The sequence below is a fragment of the Micromonospora sp. A202 genome, from assembly GCF_006715105.1.
GTDB lineage: Bacteria > Actinomycetota > Actinomycetes > Mycobacteriales > Micromonosporaceae > Micromonospora > Micromonospora zamorensis.
In genome coordinates this window covers 5,203,778-5,224,705 of sequence record NZ_VFMP01000001.1, presented here as the reverse complement: position 1 = coordinate 5,224,705, position 20,928 = coordinate 5,203,778, and the positions used below count along the sequence as shown (strand labels likewise).

Annotated in this window: 24 protein-coding genes and 1 riboswitch; of the genes, 17 read left to right on the top strand and 7 right to left on the bottom strand. The window is 71.7% G+C overall.

The annotated features are described in order from the left end of the window. Nucleotides 1-14 precede the first annotated feature (14 nt). From ybeY to FBZ33_RS24015, 6 genes are all read left to right on the top strand, one after another. Entirely contained in the window at nt 15-488 is a 474-nt protein-coding gene (ybeY, locus tag FBZ33_RS24040) for an rRNA maturation RNase YbeY (protein WP_088949688.1), read from the top strand. Next, nucleotides 464-1,888 carry a hemolysin family protein gene (locus tag FBZ33_RS24035; protein WP_088951947.1) on the top strand — a complete coding sequence of 475 codons (1,425 nt, stop codon included), beginning with the start codon at nt 464-466 and terminating at the stop codon, nt 1,886-1,888. The genes ybeY and FBZ33_RS24035 overlap by 25 nt, the downstream gene beginning before the upstream one ends. Continuing rightward, complete coding sequence (locus FBZ33_RS24030) at nt 1,881-2,267, top strand: cytidine deaminase (protein WP_088949687.1); 387 nt, start codon at nt 1,881-1,883, stop codon at nt 2,265-2,267. Before FBZ33_RS24035 ends, FBZ33_RS24030 begins: the two co-directional genes overlap by 8 nt. Then, nucleotides 2,264-3,169 (top strand): GTPase Era, encoded by a 906-nt coding sequence (era, locus tag FBZ33_RS24025; RefSeq protein ID WP_141910771.1) that lies wholly within the window; start codon nt 2,264-2,266, stop codon nt 3,167-3,169. The genes FBZ33_RS24030 and era overlap by 4 nt, the downstream gene beginning before the upstream one ends. A gap of 189 nt (nt 3,170-3,358) precedes the next feature. Further along, nucleotides 3,359-4,009, top strand: coding sequence for a hypothetical protein (locus tag FBZ33_RS24020; protein ID WP_141910770.1), 651 nt, complete (start codon nt 3,359-3,361; stop codon nt 4,007-4,009). Between the two features lie 134 nt (nt 4,010-4,143). Next, complete coding sequence (locus FBZ33_RS24015) at nt 4,144-5,307, top strand: acyltransferase (protein WP_141910769.1); 1,164 nt, start codon at nt 4,144-4,146, stop codon at nt 5,305-5,307. Here the strand turns inward: FBZ33_RS24015 and FBZ33_RS24010 are convergent. Then, a complete protein-coding gene (locus tag FBZ33_RS24010; RefSeq protein WP_141910768.1) occupies nt 5,294-6,100 on the bottom strand; it encodes a DUF4097 family beta strand repeat-containing protein in 807 nt (268 codons plus the stop codon). The genes FBZ33_RS24015 and FBZ33_RS24010 overlap by 14 nt on opposite strands. A gap of 102 nt (nt 6,101-6,202) precedes the next feature. On the opposite strand from FBZ33_RS24010, the gene recO reads away from it, so the two are divergent. The 5 genes from recO to FBZ33_RS23985 all read left to right on the top strand — a co-directional run bounded on the left by recO (nt 6,203) and on the right by FBZ33_RS23985 (nt 9,388). Then, nucleotides 6,203-7,069 carry a DNA repair protein RecO gene (gene recO / locus FBZ33_RS24005; protein WP_088949684.1) on the top strand — a complete coding sequence of 289 codons (867 nt, stop codon included), beginning with the start codon at nt 6,203-6,205 and terminating at the stop codon, nt 7,067-7,069. Nucleotides 7,070-7,073: 4 nt separating this feature from the next. Further along, nucleotides 7,074-7,886: an isoprenyl transferase gene (locus tag FBZ33_RS24000; RefSeq protein ID WP_088949683.1), complete on the top strand. Its 813-nt coding sequence runs from the start codon at nt 7,074-7,076 to the stop codon at nt 7,884-7,886. A gap of 69 nt (nt 7,887-7,955) precedes the next feature. Continuing rightward, nucleotides 7,956-8,141, top strand: coding sequence for a hypothetical protein (locus FBZ33_RS23995; RefSeq protein WP_088949682.1), 186 nt, complete (start codon nt 7,956-7,958; stop codon nt 8,139-8,141). A gap of 261 nt (nt 8,142-8,402) precedes the next feature. Beyond that, nucleotides 8,403-8,630, top strand: coding sequence for a thioredoxin reductase (locus FBZ33_RS23990; RefSeq protein WP_088951944.1), 228 nt, complete (start codon nt 8,403-8,405; stop codon nt 8,628-8,630). Further along, entirely contained in the window at nt 8,627-9,388 is a 762-nt protein-coding gene (locus FBZ33_RS23985; protein WP_141910767.1) for a pirin-like bicupin family protein, read from the top strand. The genes FBZ33_RS23990 and FBZ33_RS23985 overlap by 4 nt, the downstream gene beginning before the upstream one ends. 36 nt (nt 9,389-9,424) lie before the next feature. Here FBZ33_RS23985 and gndA read toward each other — a convergent pair whose 3' ends face one another. Continuing rightward, nucleotides 9,425-10,867, bottom strand: coding sequence for an NADP-dependent phosphogluconate dehydrogenase (gene gndA / locus FBZ33_RS23980; RefSeq protein ID WP_141910766.1), 1,443 nt, complete (start codon nt 10,865-10,867; stop codon nt 9,425-9,427). A 104-nt stretch (nt 10,868-10,971) separates the two neighbouring features. Further along, nucleotides 10,972-11,268, bottom strand: a complete 297-nt coding sequence (locus tag FBZ33_RS23975; RefSeq protein WP_141910765.1) for an MTH1187 family thiamine-binding protein — start codon at nt 11,266-11,268, stop codon at nt 10,972-10,974. A 294-nt stretch (nt 11,269-11,562) separates the two neighbouring features. Between FBZ33_RS23975 and FBZ33_RS23970 the strand changes: the two genes are divergently transcribed. Continuing rightward, nucleotides 11,563-12,042 (top strand): hypothetical protein, encoded by a 480-nt coding sequence (locus tag FBZ33_RS23970; RefSeq protein ID WP_141910764.1) that lies wholly within the window; start codon nt 11,563-11,565, stop codon nt 12,040-12,042. A 186-nt stretch (nt 12,043-12,228) separates the two neighbouring features. On the opposite strand, the gene FBZ33_RS23965 is transcribed toward FBZ33_RS23970, so the two are convergent. The 3 genes from FBZ33_RS23965 to FBZ33_RS23955 all read right to left on the bottom strand — a co-directional run bounded on the left by FBZ33_RS23965 (nt 12,229) and on the right by FBZ33_RS23955 (nt 15,169). Beyond that, a complete protein-coding gene (locus tag FBZ33_RS23965; RefSeq protein WP_141910763.1) occupies nt 12,229-13,029 on the bottom strand; it encodes an energy-coupling factor transporter transmembrane protein EcfT in 801 nt (266 codons plus the stop codon). Then, nucleotides 13,026-14,462, bottom strand: a complete 1,437-nt coding sequence (locus FBZ33_RS23960) for an ABC transporter ATP-binding protein (protein ID WP_141910762.1) — start codon at nt 14,460-14,462, stop codon at nt 13,026-13,028. The genes FBZ33_RS23965 and FBZ33_RS23960 overlap by 4 nt, the downstream gene beginning before the upstream one ends. Before the next feature lie 113 nt (nt 14,463-14,575). Further along, a complete protein-coding gene (locus FBZ33_RS23955) occupies nt 14,576-15,169 on the bottom strand; it encodes an ECF transporter S component (RefSeq protein WP_141910761.1) in 594 nt (197 codons plus the stop codon). 74 nt (nt 15,170-15,243) lie between these two features. After that, nucleotides 15,244-15,348: riboswitch (TPP riboswitch) on the bottom strand. A 108-nt stretch (nt 15,349-15,456) separates the two neighbouring features. On the opposite strand from FBZ33_RS23955, the gene FBZ33_RS23950 reads away from it, so the two are divergent. The 5 genes from FBZ33_RS23950 to FBZ33_RS23930 all read left to right on the top strand — a co-directional run bounded on the left by FBZ33_RS23950 (nt 15,457) and on the right by FBZ33_RS23930 (nt 20,659). Beyond that, a complete protein-coding gene (locus tag FBZ33_RS23950; protein WP_141910760.1) occupies nt 15,457-16,287 on the top strand; it encodes an alpha/beta fold hydrolase in 831 nt (276 codons plus the stop codon). A gap of 29 nt (nt 16,288-16,316) precedes the next feature. Continuing rightward, complete coding sequence (locus FBZ33_RS23945; protein WP_141910759.1) at nt 16,317-17,123, top strand: aminoglycoside N(3)-acetyltransferase; 807 nt, start codon at nt 16,317-16,319, stop codon at nt 17,121-17,123. Beyond that, nucleotides 17,120-17,869, top strand: a complete 750-nt coding sequence (locus FBZ33_RS23940) for a sugar isomerase domain-containing protein (RefSeq protein ID WP_141910758.1) — start codon at nt 17,120-17,122, stop codon at nt 17,867-17,869. The genes FBZ33_RS23945 and FBZ33_RS23940 overlap by 4 nt, the downstream gene beginning before the upstream one ends. A 174-nt stretch (nt 17,870-18,043) precedes the next feature. After that, complete coding sequence (locus tag FBZ33_RS23935) at nt 18,044-18,547, top strand: DUF6328 family protein (protein ID WP_141910757.1); 504 nt, start codon at nt 18,044-18,046, stop codon at nt 18,545-18,547. A 105-nt stretch (nt 18,548-18,652) separates the two neighbouring features. Then, nucleotides 18,653-20,659, top strand: coding sequence for an acyl-CoA dehydrogenase family protein (locus tag FBZ33_RS23930; protein ID WP_141910756.1), 2,007 nt, complete (start codon nt 18,653-18,655; stop codon nt 20,657-20,659). Nucleotides 20,660-20,760: 101 nt separating this feature from the next. Here the strand turns inward: FBZ33_RS23930 and FBZ33_RS32940 are convergent, their stop codons facing one another. Further along, on the bottom strand, nt 20,761-20,928 hold the full coding sequence (locus FBZ33_RS32940) for a hypothetical protein (RefSeq protein WP_172862087.1): 168 nt from the start codon (nt 20,926-20,928) through the stop codon (nt 20,761-20,763).

Here is a 20,928-nt window from a genome sequence, read left to right as displayed (position 1 = left end):
GCAGAGGAAAGCAGTTGTCCATCGAGATCGCCAACGAGTCCGGTGTCGACGTCGACACTGACGCCGTGCTCGCCGTCGCCCGGCACGCCCTCGACGAGATGGGGGTCAACCCCCTCGCCGAGTTGTCCGTGCTGTTGGTCGACATCGACTACATGACCGAGCTGAACCACCGCTGGATGGGTGGCGAAGGCCCGACCGACGTGCTCGCCTTCCCCATGGACGAGGGCAGCGTCGACCACGGCCCGGGTGAGTCCGCGCCGGCCGGCGGCGAGCCCGCCCTGCTCGGCGACATCGTGCTGTGCCCGGAGGTCGCGGCCAAGCAGGCGGCGACCGCCGGGCACGCGCCGGCCGACGAGCTGCACCTGCTCACCGTGCACGGGGTGCTGCACCTGCTCGGCTACGACCACGCCGAGCCGGAGGAGGAGCGGGAGATGTTCGCGCTCCAGGCCCGACTGCTGGCCAGCTGGCGGTCGACCCGCACCCAGTGATGTCCACTCCTCCGTTACTTGCGGCCGGTGCCACCGCCGGCCTTCCTGACCTGCAGCTGATCGTCTTCGCGGCCGGCCTGGTGGTGCTGGCCGGTCTGATCGCGATGACCGAGGCAGCTCTCGCGGCGGTCTCGCCGGCCCGGGCCGCCGAGCTGGCCCGCGACGGTGTGCGCGGCGCCCGCACCCTCCAGGTCGTCGCCGGCGACGTCGTCCGGCACCTCAACCTGCTCCTGCTGTTGCGGCTGCTCGCCGAGCTCACCGCCACCACGCTGGTGGCGCTCGTCGCGGTGGACAGCTTCGGTGCCGGCTGGCGGGCCGCGCTGGTGACCGCCGGCGCGATGACCGTGGTCAGCTTCGTGGTGGTCGGCGTCGCGCCGCGCACCATCGGCCGGCAGCACGCGTACGCCGTGGGTCGTGCGGTGGCGCCGATGGTCCGCTGGCTGGGCCGGGCGCTCAACCCGCTCGCGTCGTTGCTGATCCTGATCGGCAACGCGGTCACCCCGGGGCGCGGCTTCCGCGAGGGGCCGTTCGCCACGCAGGTGGAGTTGCGGGAGCTGGTCGACCTGGCCGAGCAACGCGGCGTGGTCGAGCACGGCGAGCGCCAGATGATCCACTCGGTCTTCGCCCTCGGCGACACCATCGCCCGCGAGGTGATGGTCCCGCGTACGGAGATGGTGTGGATCGAGGAGGGCAAGACGCTCGCGCAGGCGCTGGCGCTCTTCCTGCGTTCCGGTTTCTCCCGCATCCCGGTGATCGGCGAGAGCGTCGACGACGTGCTGGGTGTGCTCTACCTCAAGGACCTGATCCGACGTTCCCGGGGCGGTGACCCGGAGGCCGAGCAGTTGCCGGTGGCCGAGCTGATGCGCCCGGCGACCTTCGTTCCGGAGTCCAAGCCGGTCGACGACCTGCTCTCGGAGATGCAGGCGGCCCGCAACCACCTGGTCATCGTCGTCGACGAGTACGGCGGCACCGGCGGTCTGGTCACCATCGAGGACATCCTGGAGGAAATCGTCGGTGAGATCACCGACGAGTACGATGTCGAACGCCCGCCCGTCGAACGTCTGGCGGACTCCACGGTGCGGGTGACCGCCCGCCTGCCGGTGGAGAACCTGGGCGAGATGTTCGACACCGATCTGCCCACCGACGAGGTGGAGACGGTCGGTGGCCTGCTCGCCCAGTCGCTGGGGCGGGTGCCGATCCCCGGTGCGGAGGCGGAGGTCGCCGGCCTCCGGCTGGTCGCCGAGGGCACCACCGGCCGGCGCAACCGGATCGACACCGTCCTGGTCAGCCGGGTGGAGTCGGGCCACGAACAGGACACCGCGGGGCGTGGCGACCACGCCGGCCCCGGGGACGACACGGACAACTACCGAGATGACGAGAGGCAAGCTGCCGATGCCTGACACACCCGCCGCGCCCGCCGCCCGACCCGCCCCCACCGAGTCGGCGACGCTCAGCGCCGAGGACGGCAAGCTCGTCGTCCTGGCTCGGGGAGCCCGCGGACGGGTCGGCGCCGTGGAGGGCGCCGCGGTCCGGGATCAGGACGGTCGGACGTACGCGGCGGCCAGTGTCGCGCTGCCCTCGTTGACCCTCACCGCGTTGCAGTTGGCGGTCGCGTCCGCCGTGGCTGCCGGGGCGAGCCGGCTGGAGGCCGCGGCGGTGGTGACCGAGGCGTCGACGCTGGACGGCGCCGGTCATGCGGCCGTACGTGACCTCACGGTGGACGCGCCGATCCACGTGGCCGCTCCCGACGGCACGGTCCTCGGCACGGTGACCCAGTGAGCCCCGTACAGGACCCGGAGGCGCGGCCGTACCGTGCCGGGTTCGGCTGCTTCGTCGGCCGGCCCAACGCGGGCAAGTCGACGCTGACCAACGCCATCGTCGGCACCAAGATCGCGATCACCTCGAACAAGCCGCAGACCACCCGGCACGTCATCCGGGCCGTGCTGCACCGACCGGAATCGCAGCTGGTCCTGGTCGACACCCCCGGCCTGCACCGCCCCCGTACGCTGCTCGGCGAGCGCCTCAACGACCTGGTCCGGTCCACCTGGACGGAGGTCGACGTCATCGGCCTGTGCATTCCGGCGGACGAGCCGGTGGGGCGCGGTGACCGGTTCATCACCGGTGAGCTGGCCGAGTTGAAGGCGACAGTGCTGGCGGTGGTCACCAAGACCGATCTGGTCGACAAGCGCCGCCTGGCGGAGCAGCTGCTCGCTGTGAGCCAGATGGGGGAGTTCGCCGAGATCGTGCCGGTGAGCGCGGTGTCCGGACACCAGGTGGACACCCTGGTCGACGTGATGACCAAATATCTGCCGCCGTCGCCGCAGCTCTACCCGGACGACATGCTGACCGACGATCCCGAGCAGGTTCTCGTCGCGGAGCTGATCCGGGAGGCAGCCCTGGAGGGCGTCCGTGACGAGCTGCCGCACTCCATCGCCGTGGTGGTGGAGGAGATGATCCCCGAGGGTCAGGTCATGAAGATCTACGCCGACCTTTACGTGGAGCGGCCCAGCCAGAAGGCCATCGTTCTCGGTCACAAGGCGAGCCGGCTCAAGGAGGTCGGCACCAACGCCCGCCGGCAGATCGAGGAGCTGCTGGGCAGTCGGGTCTATCTCGACCTGCACGTCCGCGTCGCGAAGGACTGGCAGCGCGACCCCAAGCAGCTGCGCAAGCTGGGTTTCTGATCCACCGCACCGGCCGGCTGGGTGATCTGGTCCGGTCGGTGCGGGTGCGGCACCGCCGTACTTCCTAATCGTCTGAGTTAGCGCCAGCAGCGCCTCCGCGCTGGCTAGTGGGTCAGTCATCGTCAGACTACGAATCCCTGGCACCGCTCCCGGCCCGAAAAACGGACGAGGCCCGGCTATGCTGCGGCAGTGCACCCGCAGGCTACGGTCACCGGCCCCGCCCGGGCCGCGTTGGTCGGGCTCGTGCTTGCCGGCCTGGCACTCACGGCCTGCGGGCCGCAGTCCTCGACGCCACGCAGCGGGTCCACCGCCTCCGTGCCGGCACAGGGGCAGGCTGATCTCGACCCACCTGCTCCGGTCGACACGCCCTCTGCCGTCCTCTGCGGCGGGGCTGGCCCGGCTGGCGGGGACGACGACCTTGCCTACTGCCGACGGATGATGGACGACAATCTCCGCCGCAGCAACCTCACCTCCGGGCAGCGCACCGAGGCGGAGACCGCAGCCGATGCCGTCGACGCAGCAATCGGCCGGGTGACGCTGGAGTGTGCCGCGCCGGTCAGCCAGGAGTGCCTGGCGGAGGAGGCCCGCCGGCGGATGTTTCCGGCCACGGGCAGCCCCGAGCAGACCGTCGACCGGATCCGGCGGGCGCTCACCGCTGCCGGCTTCACCGACATCGTCGTACGACCCGCCGGACCGGCGGATCCCGCACCCCGGCACGCCATCGTCTACGCGGTACGGGCAGGCGCTGGCTGCGTCGTGGGCCACCTCGACGGAGGCGGTCGGAGCGCCGGGCGGCCGCAGGCGGTCGGTGCGCTGCCGCATGGCCGATGCCTCGCCTGAGCGGCCGCACGCATGATCGTCTTCGGTCAGGTGGGTGGAAAGGCTCACGTTTGGTCGGGGTGGTGACCGTTTCGCGCGGGCACCGCGCAGGGTAGGGGAGTTACGCCCGGCGTCCCCGACCCAGATGCAGGCTGATGCGCAACCGGTATCTCGATCTGCTCCGTTTCCTGGCCATCGTTCGAGTTGTCGTCTACCACGTCACTGGATGGGCGACCCTCACCCTCGTCTTCCCCGCCATGTCGGTGATGTTCGCGCTGGCCGGTTCGCTGATGGCCGCTTCGTTGACCCGTTCCGGGCCGGCGGCGGTCGGGCGGCGGCTGCGGCGGCTGCTGCCGTCGTTGTGGGTGCTCGCGGTGGTCTTCGTGCCGGCCATGCTGCTCAGCGGGATGCCGATGAGCCCCCGGGTGCTGCTGTGGCTGTTTCCGATCGCCGACCCGCCGGCCAACAACTGGGGCGCCCTGGCGCTGAGCATCATCTGGTACCTGCGCGACTACCTGTGGTTCGTGCTCGCCTCACCGGTCGCGTTCTGGCTGTTCCGGCGTGCCCCGCTGCTGACCCTGCTCGCCCCGTACCTCCTGCTGGTGGCGATCGAGGTGGGGATCTACCCGGCGCCTCCGGTGCTGCGCGAGTTCGGGCTCTACTTCGGAGCGTGGATGCTCGGCTTCGCCCATCACGCCGGGATGCTGCGCCGGCTCGCCGGTCGGGTGCTGTATCCGGTGGCGCTCGCGCTCGCGGTGACCGGCGGCGCCTGGATCGTCGGGCATCCCGGCCCGCGCGGGTACGACCTCAACGACAACCACCTCGGCAACGCGCTCTGGTCGGCCGCGTTCATCCTGATCGTGCTGGGCCGAGCCCCTGCCGGGGTGGCCTGGCTGGCCCGAAGCCGGCTGGCTGACCGGGCGGTGACCGTGGTCAACCGGCGGGCGCTCACCATCTATCTCTGGCACATGCCGTTCGTGGTGGCGCTCACTCCGCTGGTCGACGTGGTGGGTTGGTCCCATCGGGACCCGGTGGGTCTGGCCATCCGGGTGGTGCTGGTCTTCGCGCTGGTCGGGGTGGTCACCCTGGCCGTCGGTTGGGTCGAGGACGTCGCCGCCCGTCGCCGCCCGGAGCTGATCCCCGGCGGCCCGGTCCAGGCAACCGAGCTGGCCGACCAGCTCGACACCGAGGGCCGCGAACAGCTCGACACCGAGCGCCGCGGCCGTCCCGACGAGCAGCCGGCCGGGGCCACCCTCGGGCGGGCGGTGGTGCCACCGCAGCGGGTTGCGGCGGCACGGAGCGATGTCAGCGCTGGGTGATCGTGACGTTGCCGCTGCCGGCCGAGCCGTCGAGCACGTCGGTCGCGGCCGGGTCGTGCGTGACGGTGATCCGCGCGTCGCCGGAACCGGTGCTGGAGCGCACCTGGTAGCTGCCCGCCGGCACCAGCATCGTGACGTCGCCGCTGGAGGCGTGCGCCCGGGCCGAGGCGGGCTTGTCCAGCTCGACTGTGACATTGCCGGAGCCGGCTTCGGCGTCCGCCGCGCCACCGAGGCGGCGCGCCGTGATGTCCCCCGAGCCGGCGCGCAGGCGGATCGTCCCACTGGCCTCGCTCACGTCGATGTTCCCGGACCCGGTCTCCACCCCGACCGTGCCGGAGGCGCCGTTGACCCGGACGTTACCGGAGCCCAGGCGCAGGTCCACCGCGCCGACCCGGCTCAGCTCGACATCGCCGGAGCCGGACTCGCCCTGAAGGGCGACGCCCTCCGGCACGGCCACCTCGTAGGAGACGCTGCACCGGTCGCCGCAGTCGGTGTCCAGCACCAGCTCGCTGCCCTTGATCTCGTACCGGGCCTTGGGCTCGCCGCCCTGGTAGCGCACCACCCGCTTGATCCGCGCCTCCGCGGCGGTGGCGGTGCCCCGGACGATCACGTCGCCGGCACCCGGCAGCACCCGGATGGTGGTGATCTTCACGGCCTCGGTGTCGTCGTAGTCGAGCCGGCGCATGGCCAGGTTGTCGCACCCTGCGAGCACGATGAGGGCGGTTGTCAGCCCCAGGGCGATGGGGGTGGCGGCGCGACGACGGCGGGCGTCGGTGGTGGATTGCATTGCCATGGCCAGCACGCTACGGCCGGTGCGGAGCCACGCGCATCGGGGTTCATCCGCGCATCCACCCCGAACCGACCCTGATTTCACACCCCGAGGGAGAATGGCCCGATGGCCGGGTATCGCCGACAGCTCTACCGCGACGACGCGGTGGTGCTGCGTGTGCAGAAACTCGGCGAGTCCGACCGGATCATCACCCTGCTGACCCGTCGACATGGCCGGCTGCGCGCGGTGGCCCGAGGGATCCGCCGCACCACCAGCAAGTTCGGCGCCCGGCTGGAACCGTTCGGCCACGTCGACCTCCAGCTCGCCGGCGACCCGAAGGGCAACCACGGCAGCTCACTGCACAGCGTCAGCCAGGTCGAGGGCATCGACCTGTACGGCAAGCGGTTCCTGGGGGATTATCCGCGCTACACGGCGGCGAGCGCGATCGCCGAGACCGCCGAGCGACTGACCCCGGTCGAGCGGGAGCCGTCGTTGCGGCTGTTCCAGCTCACCGTGGGCGCGTTGAAGGCGCTGTCCCGGGGCGAGCACGCCACCACCCTGGTGCTCGACGCGTACCTGCTGCGGGGGATGGCCCTCGCGGGCTGGGCGCCGGCGCTGATCGCCTGCGCCGTGTGCGGCACCCCCGGCCGGCACCGGGCGTTCTCCGTGCCCGCCGGCGGCACGGTCTGTCCCGATTGTCGGCCACCCGGCGCGGCCCACCCCGCGCCGGCCACCGTCGACCTGATGTCCGCGCTGACCACCGGTGACTGGGTGCTCGCCGACGCCACCGAAGCCGGCGTACGCCGGGAGTGCAGTGGGCTGGTCGCAGCTCACCTCCAGTGGCACCTGGAGCGCGCGCTACGCTCGCTGCCGCTGGTCGACCGGGGTCCCTCGGCGACCAGCACGGCCTCGCCGCCGGATGGCACCGGGGCCGTGGTGCTCCGGCCACGTGGCGACGTCGAGGCCGGGGCGGACGGCGCGAACAGGGAGTGACCGAGTGATCCGATCGAAGAAGGCTGGCCGGCGCGAGCCGACGCCGCCGACACCACACCCGTCCGGCGCCCGACCGCCGGCGCTGCCCGGCGACGCGGTGCCGAAGCACGTGGCGGTGGTGATGGACGGCAACGGCCGCTGGGCCAAGGACCGCGGGCTGCCCCGCACGAAGGGGCACGAGGCGGGGGAGCACAGCCTCTTCGACACCATCGAGGGTGCGATCGAGATGGGCATCCCGTACCTGTCGGTGTACGCGTTCTCCACCGAGAACTGGCGGCGCTCGCCGGACGAGGTCCGGTTCCTGATGGGGTTCAACCGGGACGTGATCCGTCGCCGTCGCGACGAGTTGGTCGACCTCGGCGTCCGGGTGGTCTGGTCGGGCCGGGCCGGGCGGTTGTGGAAGAGCGTCATCTCCGAGTTGCAGACCGCCGAGGAGATGTCCCGCGACAACTCGACGCTGACCCTGCAGTTCTGCGTCAACTACGGCGGGCAGGCCGAGATCGGCGACGCCGCAGCCGCGATCGCACGGGACGTGGCGGCCGGCCGGCTGGATCCGGCGAAGGTCAGCGAGAAGACCGTCGCGAAATACCTCTACCACCCGGAGGTCCCGGAGGTTGACCTGTTCCTGCGCCCCTCAGGCGAGGAGCGAATCTCCAACTTCCTGCTCTGGCAGGCCGCGTACGCCGAGCTCGTCTTCCTGGACACGCTCTGGCCCGACTTCGATCGCCGCCACCTCTGGTACGCGTGCGAGCTGTACGCGCAGCGGGACCGGCGCTTCGGCGGGGCGCTGCCCAACCCGGTCGCCCCTGTTCTCTGAACCGACGCTTACCCGCACGTCACTCGGGGTATCAGAGACGTCAGAAGCCACTGACGGAGGTGAACCCACATGATCCAGAAGCGCATTGCCCAGTGGGCGGTGATGGCGGTCGCGGTGCCACTGGCGGCTGCCGGTGCTCGCCGGCTCAGCCACACACTGGAGGCCCGGCGTGGTCCCTCCGGGGCTACCCGGTTGCTGACCAGGGGCGCTGACCTGATGCGCCCGCAGAAGGCCAAGCGCCGCCGCTTCTTCTAACCCCAGACCCACCGGCGCCGCCCACACCCCGTGTGGGCGGCGCCTCCCTGTGCCCCAAACCCGCCCCCAACCCGGTCGATCATGGAGTTGTGGTGGGCGGTTCCACCGCTTTCGCCACTTCTGTGCGGCACCACAACTGCATGATCGACGCGGTCGGGCCGGAGGGGTTCCGGCTGGGGGACTGAGCTGTCGTTTCGGGGTCTCGCGAAAGGGCGGCGGGTAGGGTCCGGAAGTGGCGGGACTACTGCGGTTGGGGTGGGTGTGCGGGATCTTCGGTTCAAGATGATCATGGCGTTGAACGCGGCCGATCTGGGTGACCCGATCTGCGAACAGGTGGCCGACATCTGCGCCGAGATCGCCGAGCAGCACTGCGCCGAGTTCGGCCACACCCCGCAGCTGCGCACCGGTGAGATCGCCGAGCTGGCCACCGGCGAACCGGCCCTGACGTGGGCGCCGTCGACCTCCGACACCGGGCAGCGTGCCTGGTGACCGCGCCCGCTCCCGCCGTCGACATCCGTCGTGGCGAGGACCGCTTCTCCACCCGGATCTCCTGGCTCGACTCCCACCACTCGTTCTCGTTCTCCCGGCACTACGACCCGGCCAACACCCACCACGGTCTGCTGCTGGTCAACAACGACGACGTGGTGCGACCGGGTGCCGGCTTCGAGACCCACCCGCACCAAGACATGGAGATCGTCACCTGGGTGCTGCGTGGCTCCCTGGTGCACCAGGACTCCACCGGGCACTCCGGGGTGATCTATCCGGGGCTGGCGCAGCGGATGAGCGCCGGCACCGGCATTCTGCACTCGGAGAAGAACGACGCCTGGCGGCTCAACAACCAGGAGCCGCACAGCGACCCGGTCCACTTCGTGCAGATGTGGGTGCTCCCCGACGAGGACGGCGGCGACCCCGGTTATGAGCAGTTGGAGATCGAGGACGAGCTGCTCCGCGGCGGCCTGGTGCCGATCGCCTCCGGGATGGAACGCTACGACGGGGCGTCCGCCATCCGGATCCGCAACCGGTACGCGACCCTGCACGCCGCCCGACTCGCCCCCGGCGACGAGGTCACCATCCCCGACGCGCCCTTCGTGCATCTGTACGTGCCCAACGGCACGGTGACCCTGGAGGGCAGCGGCCCGCTCGGCACCGGCGACGCGGCCCGGCTCACCATGACCGGCGGCCGGCGGGTCACCGCCGACGAACCAGCCGAGATCCTCGTCTGGGAGATGCACGCCACGGTCACCTGACCCCACGTGGGCGGGGCCAGGTGACCGTCGCTCAGGTCAGGCGGGGGACTCGGCGCGGTCGCCGGCCCAGGTGGTGTGGAACGAGCCGTCCCGGTCCACCCGCTGGTAGGTGTGCGCCCCGAAGTTGTCCCGCAGACCCTGGATCAGCGCGGCGGGCAGCCGCTCGGCGCGCAGCGCGTCGAAGTAGGCCAGCGACGACGAGAACGCGGGCGTCGGCACACCGGCCCGGGTCGCGTCACCCACCACCCGGCGCCAGCTCGGCACACCGGCGGCGACCGCCTCGGCGAAGTACGGTGCCACCAGCAGCGTCGACAGGTCGGGCTGCTGGTCGTACGCCTCGCGGATCCGGTTGAGGAAGCGGGCCCGGATGATGCAGCCGCCCCGCCAGATCGTCGCGGTGCCGCCGAGGTCGATGTCCCAGTTGTATTCCTGGCTGCCGGCTCGGATGTGGTCGAAGCCCTGCGCGTACGCAACGATCTTGGAAGCGAGCAGCGCCCGGCGGACGTCCTCGATGAACGCGTCCCGGTCGGCGACCTGCCACTTCTCACCCGCGTCCGGGAACGCCCGACGGGCCGCCTCCCGCTGGTCGACGTGCCCGGAGAGCGACCGGGCGAAGGTCGCCTCGGCGATCCCGGTGATCGGGATGCCCAGGTCCAGGGCGCTCTGCACCGTCCACCGGCCGGTGCCCTTCTGCTCGGCACGGTCCTGCACGATGTCCACGAACGCCCGGCCGGTCGCCGCGTCGGTGTGCGCGAGCACATCGGCGGTGATCTCGATGAGGAACGACTCCAGCTCGCCGTTGTTCCAGTCGCGGAAGATCTCCGCGATCTCCGCCGGCTCCGCGCCCAGACCGGCCCGCAGCAGGTCGTACGCCTCGGCGATGAGCTGCATGTCGGCGTACTCGATGCCGTTGTGCACCATCTTGACGAAGTGCCCGGCGCCGTCCGGCCCGACGTGCATGCAGCACGGCACACCGTCCACCTGCGCGGCGATCTTCTCGAACATCGGCCCGAGCTTGGCGTACGACTCGGCGGAACCGCCCGGCATGATGCTCGGCCCCCGCAGCGCACCCTCCTCGCCACCGGAGACGCCGGTGCCGCTGAAGTGCAGGCCCTGCGCGCGCAGCGCCTCCTCCCGACGGCGGGTGTCGGCGAAGTGGGCGTTTCCGCAGTCGACGATGATGTCGCCCTCTTCCAGCAGCGGCACCAACTCGTCGATCACCGCGTCGGTGGGCGTGCCAGCCTTGACCATGACGATGACCGCGCGGGGGCGCTCCAACGACGCCACAAAATCGGCCATCGACTCGCCGGGCACGAACGTGCCCTCGTCACCGTGCTCGGCAACCAGGCTGCGGGTGCGTTCCGGCGACCGGTTGTGCACTGCCACCGTGAAGCCGTTGCGGGCCAGGTTGCGGGCCACGTTCCGACCCATCACCGCCAGCCCGGTCACACCAATCTGCGCCCTCGCCTGCTCAACCATCCGTGCCGCCACCTCTCGCCGTCGTGTCAATGTGTTGCGACGGTATCGCGACGCAGGGGCCATGGGGGAGCGCTGCCCAACAGCCGGTCACCGACCGATGGCGCTCAGCCCTGGGCCAGCCGGTTCTCCACGTGCGCCACCTTCGCGGTGAGCGCGTCGGTCACCCCCGGCCGGATGTCGGCCTTGAGCACCACGCTCACCCGGGGTGCGTGCGCGGCCACCACGTCGACCGCCTGTTTGACGACCGCCATCACCTCGTCCCACTCACCCTCGACGGTGGTGAACATGGCGTCGGTGCGGTTGGGCAGGCCCGAGTCACGGACCACCCGTACCGCATCGGCGACCAGGTCACCGACGGACTCACGGACACCGAGCGGGGTTATCGAGAACGCGATCAGCATGCCGCCGATGGTGCCAGGAAAATCGGCTGCACCGTCCCACCTGGTGCCGATAGAGTGCGGGCATGCGCAACTGACGCCCCTCTTCAGAGCCGGCCCGCCGCCCCGCGTCGCGGTCCGTGCGCTCCCGGGCGTCCCGCATCTCCCACCCGCCGTTCGGCGGCGCTGGCTGTGTCCCGACCCCCGGTGAGCAGTCCCTTCCCCGTTGGACCGTCGCACGACGACGGTCATCAGCCGATCCGACCGACCGCCGGCGCGCGGGACCGGCCGTGCCGGTCGGCTTTGAAGGAGGCCCGGATGCCTGCCAGGCGCAACCGGAAGAAATCCCGTTCAGTCGCACCCACGTCCGCGGGCACCGACTCGGCGGCCGGCCATGACGCGCTCCTACCGACCCGCCCCGACTTCGATCTCGCGGTCCAACCGGCTCTCCTGGTCGATCGGGCGTTTCCGGCGGAGTTGGGTGAGCCGGCAGTGCTGGTCCAGCCGGCGCTGCCGGCGGTGCTGAGTCAGCCGGCTCCGCCAGCTGTGCTGAGTCAGCCGGCTCCGCCAGCTGTGCTGAGTCAGCCGGCTCCGCCAGCGGTCGTGCCGGGTGAGCTGGTGCCGCCGTTCGACGTGCCGGCAGCAGTCGACGCGCCGGTGGTGGCAGACCTGCCGAAGGTCGCCGGGCGACCGAAGGCACCGACCGCCGGACCGCCGCAGGGTGGCGGGACGCGCTCGGCCGGCGGGCGTGGTCAACAAGCCGGCCAGAGCCGCCGCTACGCCTTCCGCCGCAGCTGACCCACCCCGCACCCACCCGGCGCGCTGTCCCGACCCCGTGGGCGGTGAGGCAGACAGCAACTTCAGGGATGGTGCTGCCTCACCGCCCAACGAAGCAGCACCATCCCTGATGTTGTGCGGATCATGCCGGCGCGGCGACGCTCAGAGACTCCGGGCGGTGCCCCTGCGTGGATAGAAGGGGTCAGGTCAGCCGATCAGGGGGCGGAAGCTGCCGAGGAGGATGCTCGTGGTCAGTGCGCCGGCGGCCAGGGTGGCCGCGCCGGCGACGAGCAGCCAGTCGGCCCGGGTGAAGCGCTGCCGGCGGGCCACGGTCCGGGGAGTGCCGGCGTCGAAGCCACGCGCGTCCATCGCCACGGCCAGCCGGGTGCCCCGGCGGATCGCCCCGACCAGCAGCGCGAACGCGGTGGAGGCGAACAGTCGTAGCTTCGCCACCGGGTTGCGTCCCGCGTCGACGCCCCGCGCCCGCCGGGCCATGCTGATCATCTGCCACTCCTGACCGAGCAGCGGCACCAGCCGGAACGCGGCGAGCGCCCCGATGGCGAACCGGGCCGGCGCCTTCGCGTTCTGGATCAGCGCGTCGGCCAGGTCGGTGGGGTCGGTGGTCGCGAAGACGATCACGCCCGGCAGTGCCACCGCGAAGACTCGCAGCACCAGGCCGAGCGCGGTGAGCAGCACGCCGGTGCTCACGAACACCGGCCCGGCGTCCAGCAGGACCCGACCGGACCTGTCGGCGGCGAAGAGCACCAGGGTGACCAGGATGCCGGTGGCGCTGAGGAGCAGCGGCCAGGCCCGTCGGGCCAGCACCCGGTAGCGGATGCCGAACAGCGGGAGTACGGCGAGTTCGAGCGCGATGGCGATCGCCGGGGCCACCGGGTCCAGGGTGGCCAGCAGGGTGAACGAGAAGACCAGCGCCGCGGCGACCTTCGCCACCGGGTTGCGGCGGGCCAACGGCGCACCGGGCGCGGCGACCGGTTCGATGCTGATCATCGGGCACCGCCGCCGGTCACGGCCCGGTGCAGGATGACGGTGCGGTCGGCGAGAGCGGCGACGAAATCCGCGTCGTGGGTGACCGCGACAACGCCGTGCCCGGCGTCGCGCAGCTCGGCGAAGAGGTCGACCAGCTCCCGCCAGGTCCGCCGGTCCTGACCGAAGGTCGGTTCGTCGCAGATCAACAGACGGGGCGCGGTGGCCAGGGCCGTCGCCACGCTCAGCCGCCGCGCCTCGCCCCCGGAGAGGGTGTACGGGTTGGCGGCGGCGAGCCGATCCAGTCGTAGTCGCTCCAGCAGCCCCGCCACGGTCTCCCGCACGGCTGCCTCGGGTTGACCGGTGCGGCGCGGGCCGAGCGCCAGCTCGTCGAAGACGGTGCTCGTGACGAACTGGTGCTCCGGGTCCTGGAAGACCGACCCGATCCGCCGGGTCAGCGCGGGTGCGCGCCAGCGGTGCGGGGGAGTGCGATGGTCCGCGCCGGCCAACTCGGCGGACGCGGTGACCCGGCCGGTGCCTGGCCGGAGTAGCCCGCCGAGCAGCAACGCCAGGGTGGACTTGCCGGCGCCGTTGGGTCCGCGTACGGCGAGTGCCTCTCCGGCGCGTACCGCCAGATCGGTGGAGGCCAGCCGGGGTGGCAGGCCGAGCCGGTCGGCGGTGAGCAACAGCTCGCCCGGAGCGGCGGTGGCCCGCCGGGGTGCGATGGGGTGACCCGGCACCCAGACTCCCTCGGCGGCCAGGGCGGGGCCGTGGGCGGCGAAGACCGCCTCGGGCGTGCCGTCCGCACGGACCCCGCCGCCCGGGTCCAGGACGACCACCCGGTCGACCAGTGGCAGCGCCTCGGCGACCCGGTGCTCGACCAGGATCAGCGTGGTGTCGGCGTCCAGCGCCCCGGCAACCGCCTGCCGGATCAGCTCGGCCCCGGCCGGGTCGAGGTTGGCGGTCGGCTCGTCGAGCAGCAGCAGGCCGGGGCGCAGGGCCAGCGCGCCGGCCAGGGCCAGGCGTTGCTGCTCGCCGCCGGACAGTGCGGCCGTGTTGCGGTCCCGGGAGTACGGGAAGCCGACCCGGTGCAGCGCCTCGTCCACCCGGGGCCAGATCTCGTCGGCGGGCACTCCCCGGTTCTCCAGCCCGAACGCGACGTCGTCGCCGCAGCGGGCCATCACCAGTTGGGTTTCCGGGTCCTGGAAGACGATGCCGACCCGTTCCCGGCCCTTGCGGGGGTCGAGCCCGTCGATCTCGACGGTGCCCTCCTGCTCGCCGGAGTCCTCGGGTAGCAGCCCGGCGAGCGCGCTGAGCAGGGTGCTCTTGCCGGCCCCCGAGGGCCCGAGCAGCAGCACCCGCTCCCCGACCTCAACCCGCAGGTCGACCCCGCGCAGAGCCCACGCGCGCCGTCCGGCGTGCCGCCAACCGAACCCCCGCAGCAGTACCCCGCCCACCAAACACCCCCTCCCAAGCCCCGGCTCCACCCTGCACGGTCGATCATGAGGTTGACGGTGGTTCTGAAGATCCATCCGCCCGTCAACCTCATGATCGACGCGAGTGGGTGGGGTCAGATCAGGGCGCGGTCCCGGCCTACCGGGAAACGGTCCAGGACACCGGTGTTGGCCAGGGCCTTGGTCAGCAGCCAGCCGCCGGCGCCAGCGATCACCGTGGCGCTGACGATGGTGATCAGCGCGTACGGGATGCGGTAGTCGGCCAGCGCGTAGTCGACGTTCCAGATGAAGAAGTCGAACAGCGCGGCGCTGAGGCCGGTCAGCGCGCCGGCCACCACCGCGGTGGGCAGCCGGAACGATCGGTACCGGAAGGCGGCGAACGCCAGCTCCGCGCCGATGCCCTGCACGATGCCCTGCGGGATCACCGTGCCGGCCCACTGGCTGCCCAGCAGCGCGGAGAGGACCGCGGCCACCGTCTCGCAGTAGAGCGCGGCACCGGGCTTGCGGATGACCAGACCGCCGATCACGGCCGGCATCAACCAGACGCCGTACAGCAGCGCCTGCGCCGGCGGGAAGAAGGCGAACGCGCCCTCGGTGGCGCTCCAGACCAGGCCCCAGGCCCAGAAGATGACGCCGAAGGCGACAGCGATCACCGAGGCGACCACGATGTCGATGGTCCGCCAACGGTGTGTGTCGGTGTTGGAACTCATGTGTTGCTCCCAGTTCGTGAGTGCGAACCAGGAGAAGACGCACGCCGCGTCCGGTGGCACCGGACTGCGGCGCGGCTGGAGGTCGACCGAACTCCCTGCGCTGGCATTACCCAGATCAGGTTCGAGGGTCTGCGGGCATGCCCGCACTCTCAGCGCTGTGCGCTCCCCTGTCGGATGTGAAGTTGTCTCGCTGACGCTAACACCGACGTGGGTCGCTGGCCCAGGAGGGCATCCGCCTGACCTGCGGCGGGCAACTGCCCCGTCGTCGGCTGGGTACGCTTCCGATCATGCGGGTTGACGCGCGAGGCTTCACGTTCGAGGTAACCGCCGGTGGTCCGCCGGAGGGCGTACCCGTCCTGCTGTTGCACGGGTTCCCACAGCACAGCGGCGAGTGGGACGAGGTCGTCCCGGCGCTGCACGCGGCCGGGCTGCGCACGTACGCGCTGGACCAGCGCGGTTACTCGCCGGGTGCCCGGCCCACGGCGGTGCCGGACTACCGGATCCCCGAGTTGGTCGCCGATGTGGTGGCGGTGCTCGACGCCCTCGGGTTGGACGCCGTCCACCTGGTCGGCCACGACTGGGGCGCGATCGTGGCCTGGGCGGTCGCCGCCGGGCACCCCGAGCGGGTCCGCACACTGACGGCGGTGTCCGTGCCACATCCGGCGGCCATGGCGCACGCCCTGGCCAACGACAGCCAGCAGAAGGCCCGCTCGTCGTACATTGCGCTGTTCCGTAAGCCGGACAAGGCGGAGAAGGTGCTGCTGGCGTGGCACGCCACCGCGCTGCGCAAACTGCTCGGCGGGGTGGGCGACAGGCCCCGGGTGGACCGCTACGCCGACCCGATGCGCGAGCCGGGAGCCCTCACCGCCGCACTGAACTGGTACCGGGCGATGTCCCGCTCCGACCTGGCAGCGGTCGGCCCGGTCGCGGTGCCCACCACGTACGTCTGGAGTGACCGGGACGTCGCCATCGGTCGGACCGCCGCCGAGGCGTGTGCGGCGAACGTCACCGGGGACTACCGCTTCGTGCAACTGGCCGGTGTGAGCCACTGGATCCCGGACGCGGCCCCGGGCCCGCTCGCCGAGGCGATCCTGGCCCGAGTCAGCGCGACGGCCTGAGTCGTGCGGGTCAGCGGGGGAGGGCCATCATGACGACGGACGGCAGCGGGCCGGGCAGCCGCCGCTCGATCGCCGCGCAACTACGCCTGCTGGGCGTACGCCCCGGCGCGACGCTGCTGGTGCACGCCGGCCTCCGTCCGCTGGGATTCATCAGCGGTGGTCCGCACGCGGTGGTGCTGGCCCTGCGTGACGCGCTCGGTCCGGACGGCACGATCGTCGTGCCCACCCACACACCGGAGAACAGCGATCCCGCCCAGTGGCGCAACCCGCCGGTGCCGGCTGACTGGTGGCCGCTGATCCGCTCGGAGATGCCCGGCTTCGACCCGGCGATCACCCCGAGCCGGTTCATGGGGGCGCTCGCCGAGACGGTCCGCGGCTGGCCCGGCGCTCTGCGCAGCTCACATCCCCAGGTGTCGTTCGCCGCGCTCGGGCCGGCCGCCGAGCAGGTGGTGACCGGGCACGCCCTGGCCGACATGCTCGGCGAGCAGTCCCCGCTGGGCCGGCTCTACGACCTGGACGCCGACGTGTTGCTGCTCGGTGTCGGCCACTCCGCGAGCACCTCGCTGCACCTGGCCGAATACCGCAGCCCCGGCTCGCCCCGGGAGCGGGTCGGCGCTGCGGTGCGCACCGCCGACGGTGGCCGGGAATGGGTGTGGTGGCAGGACGTACGGCTCGACGCGGGTGACTTCGACGCGTTGGGCGCGGCCCTGGAGGCCACCGGAGAGGTTCGCACCGGCCCGGTGGGTGCCGGGACCGGCAGGTTGATGCGCCAGCGGGCGGCGGTCGACTTCGCGGTGCACTGGTTGGCCCGCAATCGGACGACGGAGGACGCATGACGGTGAGTGCCGAGGACTACCTGGCAGTGGTGACCGAGAGGATCGGCCGGGTGGCCGAAAGCCAGCGGGAGGCGGTGGGGCGGGCCGCGGATCTGATCGCCGACGCCGTACGCGCCGACGGCGTGGTGCACGCGTTCGGCACCGGGCACTCGGAGGCCCTCGCCATGGAGATCGCCGGCCGGGCGGGCGGTCTGGTGCCGACCAACCGGATCGCGCTCCGCGACCTTGTGCTGCTCGGCGGCGAACCGGCCGATCGGCTGGGCCCGATGCTGGAACGGGACCCGTCGGTCGCACACCGCCTCTACGAGCTGGCGCCGGTGCGGCCCACCGACGTCTTCGTGCTCGCCTCGAACTCCGGGGTCAACGGCGCGATGGTGGAGTTCGCCACGCTGGTCAAGGAACGTGGCCACGGGCTGGTCGCGATCACCTCGGCGCAGCACTCCGGTCGGATGACCTCCCGGCACCCGTCCGGGCGCAAGCTGGGCGACCTCGCCGACGTGGTGCTCGACAACGGCGCCCCGTACGGCGACGCGACGCTGCCGCTTCCCGGTGGCGGTGCGGTCGGCGCGGTCTCCTCGATCACCGCTGCGCTGCTCGCCCAGCAGATCACCGTGGAGGTGGTGGCGCGGTTGCTGGCAGCGGGGGAGCGCCCACCGGTCTACCTGTCGGCGAACATCCCGGACGGCGACGCGCACAACACGGCGTTGGAGGCCCGGTACGCGGGTCGCATCCGTCGCGGGTCCTGACGCCGCCGGCCGGTGCTCACGGTCGCCCGGCATCGGCTGGTGCTGGTGACCGACCTGCGTCCCCGAGGTGAACGGAAGATGTCGTGAACCTGTTTCGCGCTCGGGCGGGTGGGGCATTGGCGTTGCTGCCGGCGGCCGGGACCGCCGGCAGTAGCGTCTCACCGGAGGTAGCGCGTGTCCAAGGAGACCGACAAGCAGCGTTGGCAGCGCAATTTCGCCGACCTGCTCCAGGAGTTGCGGGTCGCACAGACCGGCGTGCAGATCCTCTTCGCCTTCCTGCTCACCCTGCCGTTCAGCAACGGGTTCACCGAGACCACGGAGTTCCAGCGGGACGTCTACATCGTGGCGTTGCTCGCGGCGGCCGCCGCCACCGCGCTGATCATCTCGCCGGTGGCGTTCCACCGGGCGCTGTTCCGGCAGGGACGCAAGCCGGAGCTGGTGCGCTTCGCGCACCGGATGGCCACCGGCGGTCTCGCCTTCATGCTGGTCGCGATGGTCAGCGCGGTGCTGCTGATCACCGACTTTGTGCTGGACCGGCCGATCGCCTTCGTGCTCAGCGCCCTGACCGGAATCTGGTTCCTCACCTTCTGGGTGGCCCTGCCGTTCGCGCGGCGCAGCTGGGGCGAGGACGACATCGACGACGATGACGACGACCCGGACACGATCGCCGGTCGCTGATCGCGCAGATCTTCACGCAGCGCTACCCCTGGGTAACAACCGGGGGTAGCGTGGCGGGTAGTCGCGCACGTCGACGCAGCCGCGCCGAGCTTCGAGGGGGCAGCCGTGACCACGACGCAGGACGGCCGACCGGCACCGGACGGCCCCGACTCCGAAGCCGCGCCCAGCACCGCCGGTGCCGCGGCCCCGTTGCCCAGGGAGGCCGGGCAGGTCTCCGAGAAGGAGGCCCGGCAGGTCGCCGAGGCCGCCCGTGAGTCCACCTGGGACCGACCCAGCTTCGGCAAGGAGTTGTTCCTCGGTCGGTTCCGGCTCGACCTGATCGACCCGTGGCCCCGGTCCGACCCGGACGACGTGGCGCGCGCCGAGGAGTTCCTCGGTCGGTTGCGCGCCTTCCTGACGACCGAGGTCGATGGCGCCGCCATCGAACGCGACGCGTCCATTCCGGACTCGGTGTTCCACGGTCTGGCCGACCTCGGCGCGTTCGGCATGAAGATCGACCGGAAGTACGGCGGGCTCGGGCTGAGCAACCTGCACTACTGCCGGGCGCTGATGCTGGCCGGTTCGGTCAGCCCGGCCATCGGCGCGCTGCTCTCGGCGCACCAGTCGATCGGGGTGCCACAGCCGCTCAAGATGTTCGGCACCGCCGAGCAGAAGCAGCTCTTCCTGCCCCGCCTCGCCGCCGGTGAGGTGTCCGCGTTCCTGCTCACCGAGCCCGATGTCGGCTCCGACCCCGCCCGCCTGGGCACCATCGCCGAGCCGACCGAGGACGGCACCGGCTATCGGCTCAACGGGGTGAAGCTCTGGGCCACCAACGGCATCGTGGCCACCCTGCTGGTGGTGATGGCCCGGGTGCCCGCCACCGAGGGGCGTCGGGGCGGGATCACTGCGTTCGTGGTGGAGGGCGACAGCGAGGGCATCACCGTCGAGCGGCGCAACGATTTCATCGGATTGCGCGGCCTGGAAAACAGCCTCACCCGGTTCCACGACGTGTTCGTACCCGCCGAGAACGTCATCGGCGGCGAGGGCAAGGGTCTGAAGATCGCCCTGACCACGCTGAACACCGGCCGGCTCTCGCTGCCGGCGATGTGCGTGGGCGCCGGCAAGTGGGCGCTGAACGTGGCCCGGGGCTGGGCGGCCGACCGGGTGCAGTGGGGCCGGCCGGTGGGCGAGCACGAGGCGGTCGCGCAGAAGTTGTCCTTCATCGCCGCCACCACGTACGGCATGGAGACCATGCTCGACCTTTGCTGCCTGCTCGCCGACGACGACCGCAACGACATCCGGATCGAGGCGGCGCTGGTCAAGCTGTACGCCAGCGAGATGGCCTGGAAGATCGCCGACGAGCTGATCCAGATCCGGGGCGGGCGCGGCTACGAAACGGCCGACTCGCTGGCCGCCCGTGGCGAACGCCCGGCCGCCGTCGAACAGATGCTGCGCGACCTGCGGATCAACCGGATCTTCGAGGGCTCCACCGAGATCATGCATCTGCTGATCGCCCGGGAGGCGGTCGACGCCCACCTGTCGGTGGCCGGCGACATCATCGACCCGGACGCGGGGCTGGGCCGCAAGGCACGGGCCGGCGCACGAGCCGGTGCCTTCTACGCGAAGTGGCTGCCCACCCTCGCCGTGGGTCGGGGGCAGAGGCCCTCGGCGTACGCCGAGTTCGGGCCGCTCGCCGCGCACCTGCGCCAGGTCGAGCGCTCGTCACGCAAGCTGGCCCGCTCGACGTTCTACGCGATGTCCCGCTGGCAGGGAAAGATGGAGCGTAAGCAGGCGTTCCTGGGCCGTGTGGTGGACATCGGCGCCGAGTTGTTCGCGATGTCCGCGGTCTGTGTCCGGGCCGTCGCCGAACGGGACAGCCGACCGGAAAACGTGGAGCTGGCCGACCTGTTCTGCCGGCAGGCGCGGGTGCGGGTGGACGCCCTGTTCGCCGCACTGTGGGACAACACCGACTCGGTCGACACCGCAGCGGCGAAGCGGATCCTCGCCGGCCGCTACGCGGGTCTGGAGGAGGGTGTGCTCACCCCGTCCGACGAGCTGCCGTGGGTGGCCGCCTGGTCACCCGGCCCGTCCACCGCTGAGGACGTCCGCCGCCGCATCCCACCGAAGCCGTAAGCCCCGCCGGCCGTTGGCCGGCTGGTAGTCGGCCCCGCCTGTTGGTGGCCGGGCTGGTCGTCGGCAGTGTGTCTGGTGGCCGGGCTGGTCGTCGGCTGCGGTCAGCGGGCGACCGCCCAGGCCAGCACCCCGGCCAGGATCAGGCCGTTGAGCCCGGCCAGCGCCAGGTACGCCGCGGGTGGGATCTTCTTGCCCCGTCGCACGAAGGAGACCAGGACGGCGGCGTAGCCGAGCAGCAGGACGGCGATGACGAGGAGGAAGTAGAACAC

Excerpts from the sequence above, each read along its gene's own strand:
- FBZ33_RS24030 (WP_088949687.1), top strand. The coding sequence starts at position 1,881 with ATGCCTGACACACCCGCCGCGCCCGCCGCCCGACCCGCCCCCACCGAG.
- FBZ33_RS24015 (WP_141910769.1), top strand. The coding sequence starts at position 4,144 with ATGCGCAACCGGTATCTCGATCTGCTCCGTTTCCTGGCCATCGTTCGA.
- FBZ33_RS24010 (WP_141910768.1), bottom strand. The coding sequence starts at position 6,100 with ATGGCAATGCAATCCACCACCGACGCCCGCCGTCGTCGCGCCGCCACC.
- recO (WP_088949684.1), top strand. The coding sequence starts at position 6,203 with ATGGCCGGGTATCGCCGACAGCTCTACCGCGACGACGCGGTGGTGCTG.
- FBZ33_RS23995 (WP_088949682.1), top strand. The coding sequence starts at position 7,956 with ATGATCCAGAAGCGCATTGCCCAGTGGGCGGTGATGGCGGTCGCGGTG.
- gndA (WP_141910766.1), bottom strand. The coding sequence starts at position 10,867 with ATGGTTGAGCAGGCGAGGGCGCAGATTGGTGTGACCGGGCTGGCGGTG.
- FBZ33_RS23975 (WP_141910765.1), bottom strand. The coding sequence starts at position 11,268 with ATGCTGATCGCGTTCTCGATAACCCCGCTCGGTGTCCGTGAGTCCGTC.
- FBZ33_RS23970 (WP_141910764.1), top strand. The coding sequence starts at position 11,563 with ATGCCTGCCAGGCGCAACCGGAAGAAATCCCGTTCAGTCGCACCCACG.
- FBZ33_RS23965 (WP_141910763.1), bottom strand. The coding sequence starts at position 13,029 with ATGATCAGCATCGAACCGGTCGCCGCGCCCGGTGCGCCGTTGGCCCGC.
- FBZ33_RS23955 (WP_141910761.1), bottom strand. The coding sequence starts at position 15,169 with ATGAGTTCCAACACCGACACACACCGTTGGCGGACCATCGACATCGTG.
- FBZ33_RS23950 (WP_141910760.1), top strand. The coding sequence starts at position 15,457 with ATGCGGGTTGACGCGCGAGGCTTCACGTTCGAGGTAACCGCCGGTGGT.
- FBZ33_RS23945 (WP_141910759.1), top strand. The coding sequence starts at position 16,317 with ATGACGACGGACGGCAGCGGGCCGGGCAGCCGCCGCTCGATCGCCGCG.
- FBZ33_RS23940 (WP_141910758.1), top strand. The coding sequence starts at position 17,120 with ATGACGGTGAGTGCCGAGGACTACCTGGCAGTGGTGACCGAGAGGATC.